The sequence below is a fragment of the Streptomyces sp. NPDC043861 genome, from assembly GCF_056435905.1.
Map to the genome: position 1 here is coordinate 99,905 of NZ_JBWKDP010000014.1, position 14,669 is coordinate 114,573.

12 protein-coding genes and 1 riboswitch are annotated in these 14,669 nt (G+C 71.5%); of the genes, 3 read left to right on the top strand and 9 right to left on the bottom strand.

Features of this window, described 5'->3' with window-relative positions:
* Positions 1-44: 44 nt before the first annotated feature.
* A complete protein-coding gene (gene sepH / locus AC068D_RS27855) occupies positions 45-1,085 on the top strand; it encodes a septation protein SepH (protein WP_478825840.1) in 1,041 nt (346 codons plus the stop codon).
* Between the two features lie 149 nt (positions 1,086-1,234).
* Here the strand turns inward: sepH and AC068D_RS27860 are convergent, their stop codons facing one another.
* On the bottom strand, positions 1,235-2,089 hold the full coding sequence (locus tag AC068D_RS27860) for a sulfurtransferase (RefSeq protein WP_478825841.1): 855 nt from the start codon (positions 2,087-2,089) through the stop codon (positions 1,235-1,237).
* 224 nt (positions 2,090-2,313) lie between these two features.
* On the opposite strand from AC068D_RS27860, the gene AC068D_RS27865 reads away from it, so the two are divergent.
* A complete protein-coding gene (locus tag AC068D_RS27865; RefSeq protein ID WP_478825842.1) occupies positions 2,314-3,090 on the top strand; it encodes a VOC family protein in 777 nt (258 codons plus the stop codon).
* 98 nt (positions 3,091-3,188) lie between these two features.
* Here the strand turns inward: AC068D_RS27865 and AC068D_RS27870 are convergent, their stop codons facing one another.
* From AC068D_RS27870 to AC068D_RS27885, 4 genes are all read right to left on the bottom strand, one after another.
* The gene (locus AC068D_RS27870) at positions 3,189-3,836 is read right to left on the bottom strand and encodes a thymidine kinase (protein ID WP_478825843.1); all 648 of its coding nucleotides are present in this window, start codon (positions 3,834-3,836) and stop codon (positions 3,189-3,191) included.
* Positions 3,837-4,072: 236 nt separating this feature from the next.
* The gene (locus tag AC068D_RS27875) at positions 4,073-5,269 is read right to left on the bottom strand and encodes an alkaline phosphatase family protein (RefSeq protein WP_478825844.1); all 1,197 of its coding nucleotides are present in this window, start codon (positions 5,267-5,269) and stop codon (positions 4,073-4,075) included.
* Entirely contained in the window at positions 5,269-5,862 is a 594-nt protein-coding gene (locus tag AC068D_RS27880; protein WP_478825845.1) for a DUF5998 family protein, read from the bottom strand. The genes AC068D_RS27875 and AC068D_RS27880 overlap by 1 nt, the downstream gene beginning before the upstream one ends.
* Before the next feature lie 39 nt (positions 5,863-5,901).
* Entirely contained in the window at positions 5,902-9,198 is a 3,297-nt protein-coding gene (locus tag AC068D_RS27885; protein WP_478825846.1) for a bifunctional acetate--CoA ligase family protein/GNAT family N-acetyltransferase, read from the bottom strand.
* A gap of 196 nt (positions 9,199-9,394) precedes the next feature.
* Here AC068D_RS27885 and AC068D_RS27890 point away from each other — a divergent pair, with 196 nt between their 5' ends.
* Positions 9,395-9,676 carry an HPr family phosphocarrier protein gene (locus AC068D_RS27890; protein WP_242330306.1) on the top strand — a complete coding sequence of 94 codons (282 nt, stop codon included), beginning with the start codon at positions 9,395-9,397 and terminating at the stop codon, positions 9,674-9,676.
* 171 nt (positions 9,677-9,847) lie between these two features.
* On the opposite strand, the gene AC068D_RS27895 is transcribed toward AC068D_RS27890, so the two are convergent.
* The 4 genes from AC068D_RS27895 to AC068D_RS27910 form a co-directional block, all read right to left on the bottom strand.
* Positions 9,848-10,531: a GntR family transcriptional regulator gene (locus AC068D_RS27895; protein ID WP_478825847.1), complete on the bottom strand. Its 684-nt coding sequence runs from the start codon at positions 10,529-10,531 to the stop codon at positions 9,848-9,850.
* A 203-nt stretch (positions 10,532-10,734) separates the two neighbouring features.
* Positions 10,735-11,505, bottom strand: coding sequence for a M23 family metallopeptidase (locus tag AC068D_RS27900; RefSeq protein ID WP_478825848.1), 771 nt, complete (start codon positions 11,503-11,505; stop codon positions 10,735-10,737).
* A gap of 13 nt (positions 11,506-11,518) precedes the next feature.
* A riboswitch (cyclic di-AMP (ydaO/yuaA leader) is annotated at positions 11,519-11,681 on the bottom strand.
* Positions 11,682-11,889: 208 nt separating this feature from the next.
* Positions 11,890-13,272, bottom strand: a complete 1,383-nt coding sequence (locus AC068D_RS27905) for a M16 family metallopeptidase (RefSeq protein WP_478825931.1) — start codon at positions 13,270-13,272, stop codon at positions 11,890-11,892.
* 17 nt (positions 13,273-13,289) lie between these two features.
* The gene (locus AC068D_RS27910; RefSeq protein ID WP_478825849.1) at positions 13,290-14,636 is read right to left on the bottom strand and encodes a M16 family metallopeptidase; all 1,347 of its coding nucleotides are present in this window, start codon (positions 14,634-14,636) and stop codon (positions 13,290-13,292) included.
* Positions 14,637-14,669 lie beyond the last annotated feature (33 nt).

Here is a 14,669-nt window from a genome sequence, read left to right on the forward strand (position 1 = left end):
CAGCGACGCACGTGACGTCGGCAGGCACCACCCGGGAGGTCCCCATGCCCGAACTGCGTGTCGTGGCCGTCTCCAACGACGGCACACGACTGGTGCTGAAGGCTGCGGACAGCACGGAGTACACGCTTCCGATTGATGAGCGGCTGCGCGCTGCCGTGCGCAACGACCGCGCACGCCTCGGCCAGATCGAGATCGAGGTGGAGAGCCACCTCCGCCCCCGCGACATCCAGGCGCGCATACGGTCCGGTGCCTCCGCGGAGGAGGTCGCCCAGCTCGCCGGAATCCCGGTCGACCGCGTGCGGCGTTTCGAGGGGCCCGTGCTTGCGGAGCGGGCCTTCATGGCCGAGCGGGCACGCAAGACGCCCGTACGACGCCCCGGCGAGAACACCGGGCCCCAGCTCGGCGAGGCGGTGCAGGAGCGGCTGCTGCTGCGCGGCGCCGAGAAGGACAGCGTCCAGTGGGACTCCTGGCGCCGGGACGACGGCACCTGGGAGGTGCTGCTGGTCTACCGGGTGGCGGGCGAACCGCACTCGGCGAGCTGGACGTACGACCCGCCGCGGCGGCTGGTGCAGGCCGTCGACGACGAGGCGCGTGCGCTGATCGGCGAGACCGACGACGCCATGATCACGCAGGAGCCGAGCTTCCCGTTCGTGCCCCGCATCGCCCGGCTGCCGCGGGACAGGCCGCTCGACCGTGCTCTCGACCGCGCACTGGAGCGCCCGGCGCCGGCCCCGTCCGAGGCCGATGAGGGCGAACGCGACTCGCTGACCAGCCTCCTCGAGGCGGTCCCGAGCTTCCGCGGTGACATGGTCGTCCCCGACCGGACGGCGACGGCCGACCCGCCCGCCACCGACCCGGCCCAGGAGCCCGAGGCCGAGGAACCCCCTGCCCCTGCCGCGTCGGCGGGTGCCGGCTCGGCCTACGCGGACGTCCTCATGCCCCGCGCGGTGAGCGGCCACCGCGACCGCCTCACCGGCACGACCGACCGCCAGGCAGAGGCCGACGGTGTCCGTCCGGGCCGTCGCGCAGCCGTTCCGAGCTGGGACGAGATCGTGTTCGGGACCCGGCGGAAGAAGCAGGAGTAGCGCCGGCACGGCGCACGGGGCTCGTACCGCACTCCGTACGAGCCCCTTTCCACGCCTCCACGCCTCCAGGGCATCCGTTCCGGACGAGGCTCGCCCCGCCCGGCGTCGGACACGGCCGCGCCCCGAAACAAACCAGGGGCGGGCCGGTGCTACTGCGGGTCCGGGCCCTTGGCCACCGGGCGCGCCTCGTCGGAGGACCACTCCGACCAGGAGCCCGCATAGAGGGCCGCCGGGACACCCGCGATCTCCAGCGCCAGGACCTCATGGGCTGCGGACACACCGGAACCGCAGTAGACGCCGACCTCGGCGACGTCCAGGGCACCGAGGCGCTTGAAACGTGCCGTCAGTTCCTCCGCGGGGAGGAACGTGGTGGCTCCCGGATCGACGTTCTCCGTCGTCGGGGCCGAGACCGCACCCGGAACGTGGCCGCCGACCCGGTCGATCGGCTCGACATCGCCGCGGTAGCGCTCCGCGGCACGCGCGTCCAGCAGCAGCCCGGAGCGGGCCAGGGCAGCGGCCCCGGCCGCGTCGAGCAGCGGCAGGGCACCCGGTGCCGGAGTGAAGTCACCCGCCTCAGGAGTGGGGACCTCCGTCGTCAGGGAGCCGTCCCAGGCCGCCAGACCACCGTCCAGGACCCGCACATGGGCGTGCCCGGTCCAGCGCAGCAGCCACCAGGCACGCGCCGCGGCCCAGCCCAGGCCCCCGTCGTACACGACGACCGGGGTGCCGGACGAGACACCGGCACGGCGCATCACCGCGCCGAAGGCCGTCACGTCGGGCAGCGGATGCCGGCCACCCTCCCCCGGCGGGCCCGCCAGCTCGGAGTCCAGGTCGATGTACACGGCACCGGGGATGTGCCCGGCCTCGTACGCGGCTCGTCCGTCGAAGGCAGGGGCCCCGGCCGCCTTGGCCAGGCTCAGCTGCCAGCGGACGTCGAGAAGGACGGGAGGCCGTGGACCGGCCGACTCGCTCGCGAGTTCTGTTGCGGTGATGATGGGGGTCATAAGAGCCATCCTCGCGCAGGGCGTCGGCCCCTTGGCGACGGAGGGGATGGGCCATGCCAGAACGGGCATCCTCCTGGGAGATCCCGGGAAGTACGGCGCGGCCGGGACACGCCGCGCGCCGGGTGGTGCAAGCATCTGCAGGGGGCAGTGGGCCGCTGGCCACCACGGCCCGTTCCGGGTTCCCCGCCGTACGGCCACGACGATGGTCCGAGGAGAGAGCGACGATGACGACCGAGGCGACCCGGCGCAGACCGGGCACGCCCTGCTGGGTGAGCCTGATGGTGCACGGACTTTCCGCGACACAGGAGTTCTACCGGGCCCTGTTCGGCTGGGACTTCGTCCCCGGTCCGCGGCATCTGGGCCCGTACGTCCGCGCACTGATCGACGGCAAGGAGGTGGCGGGCATCGGCCAGCTCCCTCTCGACCGCCATCTTCCGATCGCCTGGACGCCATACATGGCGACGGACGACGCCGACGAGACGGCGGAGCAGATCAGAAGCTGCGGCGGCACGGTCGGCGTCGGGCCGCTGGACGCGGACGAGGCGGGACGGCTTGCGATCGCCTCGGATCCGGAGGGCGGGGTGTTCGGCATCTGGCAGGCCGCCGCCCACACCGGCACCGCCCTGTTCGGCACGCACGGCACCCCGGTCTGGAACGAGCTGGTGACGCGCGAGACGTCGTCGGTCAGCAAGTTCTACCAGTCCGTCTTCGGCTACGACGTGGAGCCGGTGGTCTCCGCCGAGTTCGACTACATGACCCTCCATCTGGCGGGCCGCGCCGTGGCCTCTCTGCACGGCGTCGGCCCTGCCCTGCCCCGCGACCGGGGCTCGCACTGGATGACGTACTTCGAGGTCGAGGACACCGACGCGACCGCCGCCGATGTGGTGGACCTCGGCGGGCATGTGCTGAACCCACCCGTGGAGGGCACGAGCGGGCGGCTCGCCACGGTGGCGGACCCGGAGGGCGCGGTCTTCACGATCGTGCGGTCGGCACAGCGCTGAAACGTACAGCCGGGAGACCTCAGCGGGACAGAGCCGCCGGGAGACCCCGTCGGCGTGCCCTGGCAGACGCCTCGGCGCGGCCCTGCCGCCGGGCGCGGTCAGGCGGGCGCGACGGGAAGCACGTCCGGGGAGAGCGCGGCGGCCCGTGCCGAGGCAGCGGTCATACGGCGCCGGTGGTGGCGTCGGCACAGGACCTCGTAGCCCACCTCTACGGCGCGGTTGACGTCGCCCACGACGACCTGTTCGCCCTCGACAACCATCTCCCCGTCGACGGTCCGGGCGTTGTGGGTAGCACGTGCGCCGCACCAGCACAGCGCCTCGACCTGGAGCTGCTCTATGCGGTCCGCGAGTTCGATGAGGCGCTGCGAGCCCGGAAAGAGCTTCGTGCGGAAGTCCGTCGTGATCCCGAAGGCGAAGACGTCCATGTCGAGGTCATCCACGATCCTGGCCAACTGGTCGATCTGCTCTGATGCCAGGAACTGGGCCTCGTCCACGATCACGTAGTCCGCTCTCCCACCCTGGGACAGCTCACCGACCACGTACGCATACAGATCCATCGCGTCGGTCACCTCGACCGCGTCGGTCACCAGGCCCAGGCGGGACGAGAGCTTGCCCTCGCCGGCGCGGTCCTGGCGGGTGAAGATCATGCTCTGGAGGCCGCGGGCCGAGCGGTTGTGGGTGATTTGCAGCGCCAGTGTGCTCTTCCCACAGTCCATGGTGCCTGAGAAAAAGACCAGTTCGGACATCAGTAGGAAGTGACCTTTCGGGGCATCGGGCGGGCAGCGCCGACACATGGCGGATTCCCCAGTGAGAGGGTGCTCTTTCCGCAGTCCATCGTTCCGGAGAAGAACACCAGCTCGGGCATGACAAAGTGACGACCTTTCGGTTTTCTGGCCGGGTGCCGGGATGCCTGCGGGGGACTGCACCTTCGGGACTGCGGCTTCAGGACTGCGGACTTCGGTACTGCTCAGCTGCCTGGGGACTACGAACGTACCTCTACGAGCGGTACGAGCTGCTCGGCCGGGGTCATGGAGCCATGCATACCGACCATCGCGGACTCGTTGGGCTCGTTCACCGAAGCGGTGATCGCGACATCGGCCTGGGCCGCGGCCACGACATCGCCGACACGCAGCCGGACCCGCTCGTCCATCTGCGGACCGAACCAGCCCGCCTCGGTCGCCTCGTCGCGGCTTGCCACCCAGAAGCGGTCACCGAGCACCTCCCGCCAGACGGCGAGCACGTCCGCTTCGGCGCCCGGGACCGCGTACACATGCCGGGCACGCCCTTCGCCGCCGAGCAGGGCGACACCGGCCCGCAGTTCCCAGTCCTCGTCGAAGTCGATCCGCGACTCCTCGTCGAAAGGGATGTCGATCATGCCGTGGTCGGCCGTGACGTAGAGCGCCGTACGCGGCGGGAGCTGTTCGGCAAGTCGCTGCACCAGACGGTCGACGTACATCAACTGGCCGCGCCAGGCGTCGGAGTCGACGCCGAAGCGGTGCCCCTTGCCGTCGACCTCGCTGTAATACGTGTAGACGAGCGACCGGTCGGCCGCGGCGAGCTGCTCCGCCGCGAAGTCCATCCGCTCCTCACCGGTGAGCCTGCCGTGAAACGTTCCGCCGCTCAGCGCGATCTTGGTGAGCGGGGTTTCCCGGAACGCCGGCGACGAGACCTGCGCGGTGTGCACCCCGGCCTCGTCGGCCAGCTGGAAGATCGTCGGATACGGCTGCCAGACGCGCGGGGACGTCCATGGCTTCCAGCGCAACTGGTTCATCAGCTCGCCGGTCTCCGGATTGCGGGCGGTGTAGCCGGGCAGTCCGTGCCGGCCGGGCGGCAGCCCGGTGCCGAAGGAAGCGAGCGAGGTGGCCGTGGTGGCGGGGAAGCCGACGGTGATCGGTTCGCCCGTGCCCCCGCAGGAGGAGCCGAGGAGCGAGGTCAGAAAGGGTGCCTCGTCGGGGTGGGCCCTGAGCTGCTCCCAGCCGAGACCGTCGATGAGGAAGATGCAGTTCCGGTCGGCGGGCTTGAGCTCCGCGATGGCGGTGCCCAGCCCTGGCACCCCCTGCCCCGCCGCGACCGTCGGCAGCAGATCGGCGAGCGACGCCGAGCCGTACGCCGGTACGGCCGCGGTGTCGAGTGCGAGCGGGAGAGGTTCCTCGGGCCAGGCGGAGACGTGCTGGGACATCAGCGGGAGGCCGTCGTGGCGGCCGTGGCCTCGGAGAGCGCCTGGGCGAAGGTGAGCGTCTGCCTGACCGCCTCCGGGCCGTCACCGGCCTCGCTGACGCGCAGGCTGAGGTCGTCGGCGGTGGAGTTTCCGGTGTAGCCGTGGTCCGCGTCGCAATTGGGGTCGCCGCAGGCGGCGGGCTCCAGGTCGATGCGCGACACGGCGCCCCAGCCGATGGTGAGGACGACCTCGCGGGGCAGGGTGCCCGGCGTGTACGACTCGGGGTTGGCGACGACACGGCTGAGGACGACCGAGGAGATCCGGCCGAGCTTGACCGATTCGGTGGACGTCGTGGCGTACGGCGTCGGAGAACTGCTGTCGGCGGCCTGTTCGTCGGTGTGGCTGACGATGAAGCGGGCGCCGGTCAGGACCAGGACCGTGACGTGACGGCGGACCTCGTTCGCATCGAACGTCGTCTCCTGGTGCACCAGGTACGACGCGATCTGCTCACCGCCCACAGCGGCTTCCACCGCTTCGGCCACGAGAGCCGGGTAGTAGCCGCTGCGCTCGATCGCCGCGCGCAGCCCCTGGGTCGTCGTACCGGTCTTCGCCATGGGCTCCATCCTACGGGGCCGCGGGACCCTGGAGTGCGCTCAGTAACTGGGGAGCGTCCTCGGTCCGAGGTCGGTGCGGGGAGGGGGCGGGGCGAGCCGGACGGTGGCACCGAGCACGGAGAGGCCGTGCTGGGCGACGACCACCGGTTCGAGACTGACGCCGACCACCTCGGGATGGTCGTCGACCAGCCGGGACACGCGCAGCAGCAGCTCTTCGAGCGCCGCGCTGTCGACGGGCGCGGACCCCCGCCAGCCGAAGAGGAGCGGGGCGGTGCGGATGGACCGGATGAGCGCGGCGGCGTCGCGGTCGGTGGCGGGGACGAGGCGGTGGGCCGTGTCACCGAGCAGTTCGGTGGCGGGTCCTGCGAGTCCGAACGACAGCACGGCGCCGACGGCCGGGTCGATGGCGGCACGCACGACGGTGTCCACCCCACGGGGAACCATGGCCTGTACGACCGGCTGGAGCTCCTCCGGCTTGCCGAGGGTCTCGGTCAACTCGGCGTAGGCCTGACGCACTTGCTGCTCGTCGGCGAGGTCGAGGCGTACGCCGCCGAGATCCGGCCGGTGGCGCAGATGGGGGGCGGTGGTCTTGAGCGCCACCGGATAGCCGAGCCGGGCGGCTGCACGGGCGGCGGCGTCCGGTCCGGATGCGGGGAGAGCGGCCCGCACGTCGATCCCGTAGCGTGCCAGCAGCTCCCTCGCGTCCTGCTCCCGCAGTGTGACCCCGTGCTCCCCCTCGGGTGTCCCGTCCAGCATCCGTCCGACGAGAGTGCCGGCCCCGGTCTCGTCGATGTCGTCGTACTGCGGCACCTTCCCGGGCTCGGCGGCATCCCGTCGCCACTGCGCGTAACCCACGGTCTGGGCGAGCGCCCGTACGGCTCGCTCCGCCGCGGGGTAGGCGGGGATCCGGGGCGCCGACGCGGGGGCCCGTCCCTCGCCCCGTGCCCGCTGGGCCGTGTCGGCCGGCGCCTGTCCTGCGGAATCCGCCTGCGGGTTCCTCCCGGTCCGGCCGGCCGGACCCGCGGTGCCGGGCGTCGCCCCGGACCCGCCCGGACCGGGAGCGGTGGTGCCTGCTGCGCCGGCCCGAGGGGCGTGTGCCACGGCGGGCGGTGGCCCTGTCGTGGGGCCGTCCCCGGCGGATCCCTCGGGCGTACGGCCCGAGGCCGGTCCAGGATGTGCATACCGCGGGTCACCGGCGGCCGGCGGCATGGGCTCGCCGGTGGCGCTCCGGACGGGCTCCCGGCTCCCGTGCCCCGTCGAGTGCCCACCGGGCCCGCCCGTCGGGGCGGAAGACGGAGCAGGGGCGGGGCGCGCTGCGGGCGTGCCCGGGGCGGACGTCCGCGACGGCGGAGCCGGGTCGGCGACGGGGACCAGGGGGTCCGCTCCGGGTTCCGGGAACCGGTGGCCCGGCCCGGACCCGTCCCGGCCGGCCGGAGCCTGATCGGTGCCGGGTGCCGCGGCCGCCCGCGGTGGCGCCGAGCTCGTCGCCGCGGCCAGCGCGTCAGCGAGCCCGCCGAGCTCGACGTGGACCACGAGCACCGGCTTGGCGGGGGCCGTCGCGGCCGCGCTGCGCAGGGCCGCCGCGAGAACCTCGCCGTCGCCCGACTCCGTCACACCCCCCTCCCCCACCCAGGGGATCGCGTTGACGACGACCGCGTCGCACGCGTCGTCCCCCAGTGCCTCGGCCAGTGCGTCGCAGAAGTCCTGGGGCGTCGCCGCCGTCGTCAGATCGCGCGGCGGCAGCGGGTGCAGCCCTTCCGTGAGACAGGCGTCGTACGTCAGCAGGCCCAGCGACTCGGAGTTGCCCAGGATCGCGACGCGCGGCCCCGCCGGCAGTGGCTGCCCGGCCAGCAACAGCCCGGCGTCCACGAGCTCCGTGACGGTGTCGACGCGGATCACGCCTGCCTGCGCGAGCAGTTCCGAGACCGTGGCGTAGGGGACCCTTGTCGTGGGCACCGCATGTCCCGGCGGCGCGCTGCCGCTGTGCCGCGCACCCCGGACGACCACGACCGGCTTGACCGCGGCCGTGCGTCGCGCGAGGCGGGTGAACTTGCGGGGGTTGCCGATCGATTCGAGATACAGCAGAACGACATCGGTGTCCGCGTCCTCGTACCAGTACTGCAGGAAGTCGTTCCCGGACACGTCCGCCCGGTTGCCGGACGAGATGAACGAGGACAGCCCGGCACCTCGCCGGTGGAGCCCGCTGAGCAGCGCGATGCCGATCGCCCCCGACTGGGTGAAGAGCCCGATCCGGCCGGGTGCCGGGGACTCCGGGGCGAGGGAGGCGTTCAGCCGGACGGCGTCCGCCGTATTGATGATCCCGAAGGCGTTCGGCCCGATGATCCTCATCCCGTACGAGCGCGCCTGCCGCACCAGTTCACGCTGCCGGGACCGCCCTTCCGCTCCGCTCTCCGCGTAGCCCGCGGCCAGGACGACCAGCCCCTGCACCCCGTGTTCCCCGCAGTCCGCGACGACGTCCGGCACACGTTCGGCGGAGACGGCCACGACCGCCAGATCGACGGGCTGCCCGATCTCCGCGACCGAGCGGAACGCCGGCACACCGTCCAGCTCGCGCACATCCGGCGCAAGGAAGCGGTTCACCGCGTACATCCGCCCGGTGTAGCCCGATCCGAGGAGATTGCGCAGGGCGGCCCTGCCCACTCCACCCGGTGTACGGCCCACCCCGATCACCGCGACCGACCCCGGTGCGAGCAGTCGCTGCACGGACCTCGCTTCGGCGCGCTGCTCCCGGGCACGCTGCACTGCGAGCGACTCGGCAGTCGGCTCCAGGTCCAGCGTCAGACGGACGGCCCCGTCCTCGAAGCTGCGCTTCTGTGTGTAACCGGCGTCCATGAAGACCTTGATCATCTTGGTGTTCGCGGGCAGCACCTCGGCCGCGAACCGCCTGATCCCACGCTCCCGCGCCACGGCCGTGATGTGTTCGAGCAACGCGGATGCCACGCCTCTCCCCTGATGCGCGTCCTGCACCAGAAAGGCGACCTCGGCCTCGTCGGCAGGTGCGGACGCAGGCATTCCGGTGGCATCGATGCGGTCGTAGCGGACGGTCGCGATGAACTCGCCGCCCACCGTCGCGGCGAGACCCACCCGGTCCACGTAGTCGTGGTGGGTGAAACGGCGCACGTCCTTCGCCGAGAGCCGGGGGTACGGCGCGAAGAAGCGGTAGTACTTGGACTCGTCCGAAACCTGCTCGTAGAAGCTCACGAGCCGTTCGGCGTCCTCCGTGGTGATGGGCCTGATGCGCGCGGTGCCACCGTCACGCAGCACCACGTCGGCTTCCCAGTGGTCGGGGTACGCGTGATCCGACGGGGTCTGCATGGGGGCAAGACTACGACCCGGACACCGGTCGCGAAGCCCGAAGCGGGGGTGCAGTCTGGGTGCACCCGGGACAGCCGGACGACCCGGTCCGCGAGGTCCGGACGACGGACGGAAGAGGATCGCAGGCCCGTCCCGTGCCATCCGCAGCACATGAGATACTGGTCTAGACAACCGCTAGGACTTGAAGGGCATCACCATGGCTGAGCGCCGCGTCAATGTCGGCTGGGCCGAGGGCCTCCACGCCCGCCCCGCCTCCATCTTCGTCCGTGCCGCCACGGCCTCCGGCGTCCCGGTGACGATCGCCAAGGCCGACGGCACGCCGGTCAATGCCGCCTCGATGCTCGCAGTGCTCGGCCTGGGCGCGGAGGGCGGCGAGGAGATCGTGCTCGCTTCGGACGCCGACGGCGCCGAGGCCGCCCTCGACCGACTCGCGAAGCTCGTCGCCGAAGGCCTCGAGGAACTCCCCGAGACGGTCTGATCGGAACGGGCTCCCGCCCGGCCCGCGACCAGGGCGGAAAGTCGGCCGTGAAAACACCGGCGAGCCCGGCAATCAATTCGCACACCGGAGCCGCGACGACCGTAAATTCCCGGTCCCGCGGTTCCGCTGTTCTTTGAATTGAATACCCGCTCTTTGTATACGGTGCTCGTGTTAATGGCGGGCGCTCGCCGTGTTTACGGCATGTTGCGAAGCCCTCACCGCTCCCGGCGCCGGAATCCTCAATCGGTGCGCCCCCGTCGTCCGCTCCGCGTGCACCGCGGTGAGCGCCCGCGCGCGCTCCACGTCGCCGCGCGCAACGGCGTCCACGATCGCGCCGTGCTCGCCCCATGCCTCCACCGGCCGGGCGGGCTGCTCGACGTGGTACATCCAGGCGATCTTGTGGCGGAGCTGGGTGAGCAGCGCGATGAGGCCGGGGCTTCCGGAGGCCTGGGCGAGGGTTTCGTGGAACCAGGCCCCCAGCGACCGCAGATCCTCGGCCTGACCCCGGCGCGCCCGGTCCTGCCCCAGCCTGACCAGGCCGCGCAGCACCTTGAGGTGGGCTTCGGTGCGCCGCCGGGCGGCCCTCGCCGCGCCCAGCGGCTCCAGCAGCATCCGTATCTCCAGGAGGTCGGCGGCGTCCTGCTCGGTGGGCTCCGCAACACATGCACCGGCATGCCGGCGGGTGATGACGAAGCCCTCCGACTCCAGGGTGCGCAGAGCCTCGCGCACCGGGACCCGTGAGACGCCGTACCGGCGCGCCAGTTGCTCCTCGGCCAGCCGGCTGCCGCGCTCGAAGACACCGGAGACGATGTCGTCACGGATCGCCGTGCATACCGAGCGCGCAGGAATGCGCATACCAAACCTCCGCCTTTAATCCACGCGAAACCCAGTCGAGCGACGTCTGTTCGGTGACTCTATTGCAATGGGCCGCAATTTCCGATGGCCTACAGCAATCCGTGGATATCTTTTGGCCTGAATATGCCGAAGACCCCGGCCGGTCTCGATGACCGGGCCGGGGCCTTCGTACTGCTCGCTGCGGGTACTGCTCGCTGCGAGCGTCAGACCTTGACGCCGTGGCCGCGCAGATACGCGACGGGGTCGATGTCCGAGCCGTACTCGGGGCTCGTACGGGCCTCGAAGTGGAGGTGCGGACCAGTGCTGTTGCCGGTCGACCCGGAGACACCGATCTGCTGGCCCGGGGTGACCCGCTGGCCGACGGAGACGCCGATGGACGACAGATGGCCGTACTGGGTGTAGGTGCCGTCGTTCATCTTGATCACGACGTTGTTGCCGTAGGCACCGCCCCAGCCCGCCTCGACGACCGTGCCCGTGCCGACGGCGACGACCGAGGAGCCGGACGCGGCGTGGAAGTCGACGCCGGTGTGGCTGCCGGAGGACCAGACCGCACCGCCCGCGTGGTAGTCGGTGCTGACGTAGGAACCGGCGACGGGGAGGGTGTAGGTCATCAGGCGCTTGCGCTCGGCCTCGCGGGCGGCGCGCTCCTCGGCCTCACGAGCGGCCTTGACGCGGGCCTCCGCCTTCCGCTTCGCCTCGGCCTCGGCCTTGGCCTTGGCGGCGATCAGCTCGGCCTCGTGCTGCTGGGCGTCGGCCTGGGCGTCTACCTGCTCGGCGAGGATGTCGCCGGCGACGATCTGGTTCAGACCGGTGTCCTCGACGGAGGACGCTTCCGTGTCGGCGGCGAGCGCCGGGGAGGCGAGGGTTCCGATGACGCCGGTGGTGGCGAGGGCCGCGGCTCCCGCGACACCCGCACGCCTGCGCGACAGCCTGCTCGGAGCACGATGCTTCCCGGTGGCACGGGTGAACGCCATGTAGTGGCTGATCCTTTCCTTCCTTCTCGCCTACCGGGTTAGCTGACGGGTTCGGAGCAGGAAGGTCTCCTACGGGCCCCTCCGCGCGAGCGCGAAGGCGTCCGATTCACCCCAGGGACATATGGGTCCCCGGCTCCCCAGGCTCGCGCCCGACGGGGACTCGGCGATGGCTGTCCGATGCCGCGGGTGCGGCGGGTGCAACTGGCGGACAGCGCAGATGACGCTAGGCCGGACATCTGTCAATCACCAAACGGTCACGAAGATTTGTAGTGCATGCCACAGCCCAGACGGGCAGCCTCTCCAACAAAACGGACATACGGAAGGGCCCCGTTGACACTTGGTCAACGGGGCCCTCATGGGTCGCTTCACGCCATGGGCGGTCAATCAGCCCGTGACAACCGTCACTTCACCGATGCCCAGCTCCCTGACGGGCCCCTCGATCTCCGAGGCGTCCCCCACCAGGATCGTGACGAGCCGGTCCACCGGGAAGGCGTTGACGACCGCAGCCGTCGCCTCGACGGTGCCGGTCTCGGTCAGCCGCGCGTACAACCGGGCCTGGAAGTCGTCCGGAAGGTCCTGCTCGACCTGGTCGGCCAGGGTGCCCGCGACCGACGCCGCGGTCTCGTACTTGAGCGGGGCGACACCCACGAGGTTCTGCACGGCGACATCGCGCTCGGCGTCCGTCAGCCCCTCCGCCGCCAGGGTGCGCAGCACCTTCCAGAGGTCCTCCAGGGCCGGGCCGGTGTGCGGGGTGTCGACGGAGCCGCTGATGGCCAGCGTGGCCGCGCCCGTGGCCCCTCCGGGGACGGCAGGAGCGGAGGAGCGCAGCACCTGGGCAAAGGCCCGGACGCCGTAGGTGTAGCCCTTCTCCTCCCTCAGGACACGGTCCAGTCGGGAGGTGAGGGTGCCGCCCAGGCAGTACGTGCCGAGCACCTGGGCCGACCAGACGCTGTCGTGGCGGTCCGGGCCGATGCGGCCGATGAGCAGCTGTGTCTGCACCGCACCGGGACGGTCGACGATCACGACACGGCCCGAGTCGTCCGCCGTGATCGGCGGCATGGGGCGGCTCTCGGCCGCGCCACCGGTCCAGGCGCCCAGCGTGTCGGCGAGCACGGCGTCGACGTCGACACCGGTGAGATCGCCGACGATCACGGCAGTGGCGGAGGCGGGGCGGACGTGCGCCTCGTAGAAGGCCCGCACGGCGGCGGAATCGATGCGCTCCACCGTCTCCTCGCTTCCCTGGCGGGGGCGGGACATCCGGGAGGAGGCAGGGAAGAGCTGCTTGGAGAACTCCTTGGCGGCGCGACGGGCCGGGTTCGCGGTCTCGTGCGGAATCTCGTCCAGCCGGTTCCGTACGAGCCGTTCCACCTCGCTGTCCGCGAACAGCGGTGCGCGCAGGGCCTCGGCGAGCAGACCGAGGGCCTTGGGGAGACGGGAGACCGGCACCTCGAGGGACAGGCGCACACCGGGGTGGTCGGCATGCGAGTCGAGGGTGGCGCCGCACCGCTCCAGCTCGGCGGCGAACTCCTCCGCCGTGTGCTTGTCGGTGCCCTCGGACAAGGCCCGCGCCATGATCGTCGCGACACCGTCGAGGTCCTCGGGCTCGGCGTCCAGCGGAGCGTCGAGGAAGATCTCGACGGCCACGACCTGCTGGCCGGGGCGATGGCAGCGCAGGACGGTCAGTCCGTTGTCGAGTGTGCCGCGGTCCGGGGCCGGGAAGGCCCACGGCCTCGCCTCGCCGGGCTGCGGCTGCGGGTGGAAGTCCATGGTCACGGCAGCGTCGGTCACTGTGCGGCCCCCTCTGCGTCCTGTGCGTCGTCGTTGTCCTCGGTGGCCCCGACCGGCTCGTACACCAGCACCGCCCGGTTGTCCGGGCGCAGTCGTGCCTGGGCGACGGCCTGCACCTCTTCGGCGGTGATGTCGAGGATCCGCGAGACGGCGCTGAACGCCAGCTTCGGGTCTCCGAACAGCACGGCGTACCGGCACAGTTCGTCGGCACGGCCGGCGACCGTGCCGAGCCGGTCCAGCCATTCGCGCTCCAGCTGCGCCTGGGCGCGCTCCATCTCCTCGGGCGTCGGGCCCTCGGCGGCGAACCGCTGGAGCTCGTCGTCCACGGCCTCCTCGATCTCGGGCACCTCGACCCCGCCGGACGTCTTCACGTCCAGCCAGCCGAGCGAGGGGGCACCGGCGAGCCGCAGCAGACCGAATCCCGCGGCGACCGCCGTGCGGTCGTGGCGCACCAGGCGGTTGTGCAGGCGGGACGACTCCCCGCCGCCGAGGACGGTGAGCGCCAGATCGGCGGCGTCGCTCTCACGCGTCCCGTCGTGCGGCAGCCGGTAGGCGGCCATCAGCGCACGGGCGGGCACCTCCTCGACGATCTCCTCGCGCAGCTGCCGGCCGATGATGTCGGGCAGGGACCCGTCGCGCGGCGGCTGCTTGCCGTCGTGGGACGGGATGGAGCCGAAGTACTTCTCGATCCAGGCGAGCGTCTGCTCCAGGTCGATGTCACCGACGACCGACAGCACCGCGTTGTTCGGCGCGTAGTACGTGCGGAAGAATTCCCGGGCGTCCTCGAGGGTCGCCGCGTCCAGGTCGGCCATGGAGCCGATCGGGGTGTGGTGGTACGGGTGGCCCTCGGGGTAGGCGAGGGCGGTCAGCTTCTCGAAGGCCGTGCCGTACGGAACGTTGTCGTAGCGCTGGCGGCGCTCGTTCTTGACGACGTCGCGCTGGTTCTCCATGGACTCGTCGTCGAGCGCGGAGAGCAGCGAGCCCATGCGGTCGGCCTCCAGCCAGAGCGCGAGCTCGAGCTGATGGGCGGGCATGGTCTCGAAGTAGTTGGTGCGCTCGAAACTGGTCGTGCCGTTGAGCGAGCCGCCCGCTCCCTGCACCAGCTCGAAGTGTCCGTTCCCCGGCACCTGGGCGGACCCCTGGAACATCAGGTGCTCGAAAAGGTGAGCCAGGCCCGTACGGCCCTTGACTTCGTGGCGTGAGCCGACGTCGTACCAGAGGCAGACCGCGGCGACCGGGGTCAGGCGGTCCTCGGAGAGCACCACGCGCAGGCCGTTGGCCAGGCGGTGCTCGGTCGCTGTCAGGCCGCCGGAGCCGGCCTGGGCTGTGGCCGTGTGACCCATGGGCATGTGGTCCCTTCGATCGCGTCGTGAATG

Excerpts from the sequence above, each read along its gene's own strand:
- AC068D_RS27905 (WP_478825931.1), bottom strand. The coding sequence starts at position 13,272 with ATGGACTTCCACCCGCAGCCGCAGCCCGGCGAGGCGAGGCCGTGGGCC.
- AC068D_RS27860 (WP_478825841.1), bottom strand. The coding sequence starts at position 2,089 with ATGACCCCCATCATCACCGCAACAGAACTCGCGAGCGAGTCGGCCGGT.
- AC068D_RS27880 (WP_478825845.1), bottom strand. The coding sequence starts at position 5,862 with ATGGCGAAGACCGGTACGACGACCCAGGGGCTGCGCGCGGCGATCGAG.
- AC068D_RS27910 (WP_478825849.1), bottom strand. The coding sequence starts at position 14,636 with ATGGGTCACACGGCCACAGCCCAGGCCGGCTCCGGCGGCCTGACAGCG.
- AC068D_RS27890 (WP_242330306.1), top strand. The coding sequence starts at position 9,395 with ATGGCTGAGCGCCGCGTCAATGTCGGCTGGGCCGAGGGCCTCCACGCC.
- AC068D_RS27870 (WP_478825843.1), bottom strand. The coding sequence starts at position 3,836 with ATGTCCGAACTGGTCTTTTTCTCAGGCACCATGGACTGTGGGAAGAGC.
- AC068D_RS27895 (WP_478825847.1), bottom strand. The coding sequence starts at position 10,531 with ATGCGCATTCCTGCGCGCTCGGTATGCACGGCGATCCGTGACGACATC.
- AC068D_RS27865 (WP_478825842.1), top strand. The coding sequence starts at position 2,314 with ATGACGACCGAGGCGACCCGGCGCAGACCGGGCACGCCCTGCTGGGTG.
- AC068D_RS27885 (WP_478825846.1), bottom strand. The coding sequence starts at position 9,198 with ATGCAGACCCCGTCGGATCACGCGTACCCCGACCACTGGGAAGCCGAC.
- sepH (WP_478825840.1), top strand. The coding sequence starts at position 45 with ATGCCCGAACTGCGTGTCGTGGCCGTCTCCAACGACGGCACACGACTG.
- AC068D_RS27875 (WP_478825844.1), bottom strand. The coding sequence starts at position 5,269 with ATGTCCCAGCACGTCTCCGCCTGGCCCGAGGAACCTCTCCCGCTCGCA.
- AC068D_RS27900 (WP_478825848.1), bottom strand. The coding sequence starts at position 11,505 with ATGGCGTTCACCCGTGCCACCGGGAAGCATCGTGCTCCGAGCAGGCTG.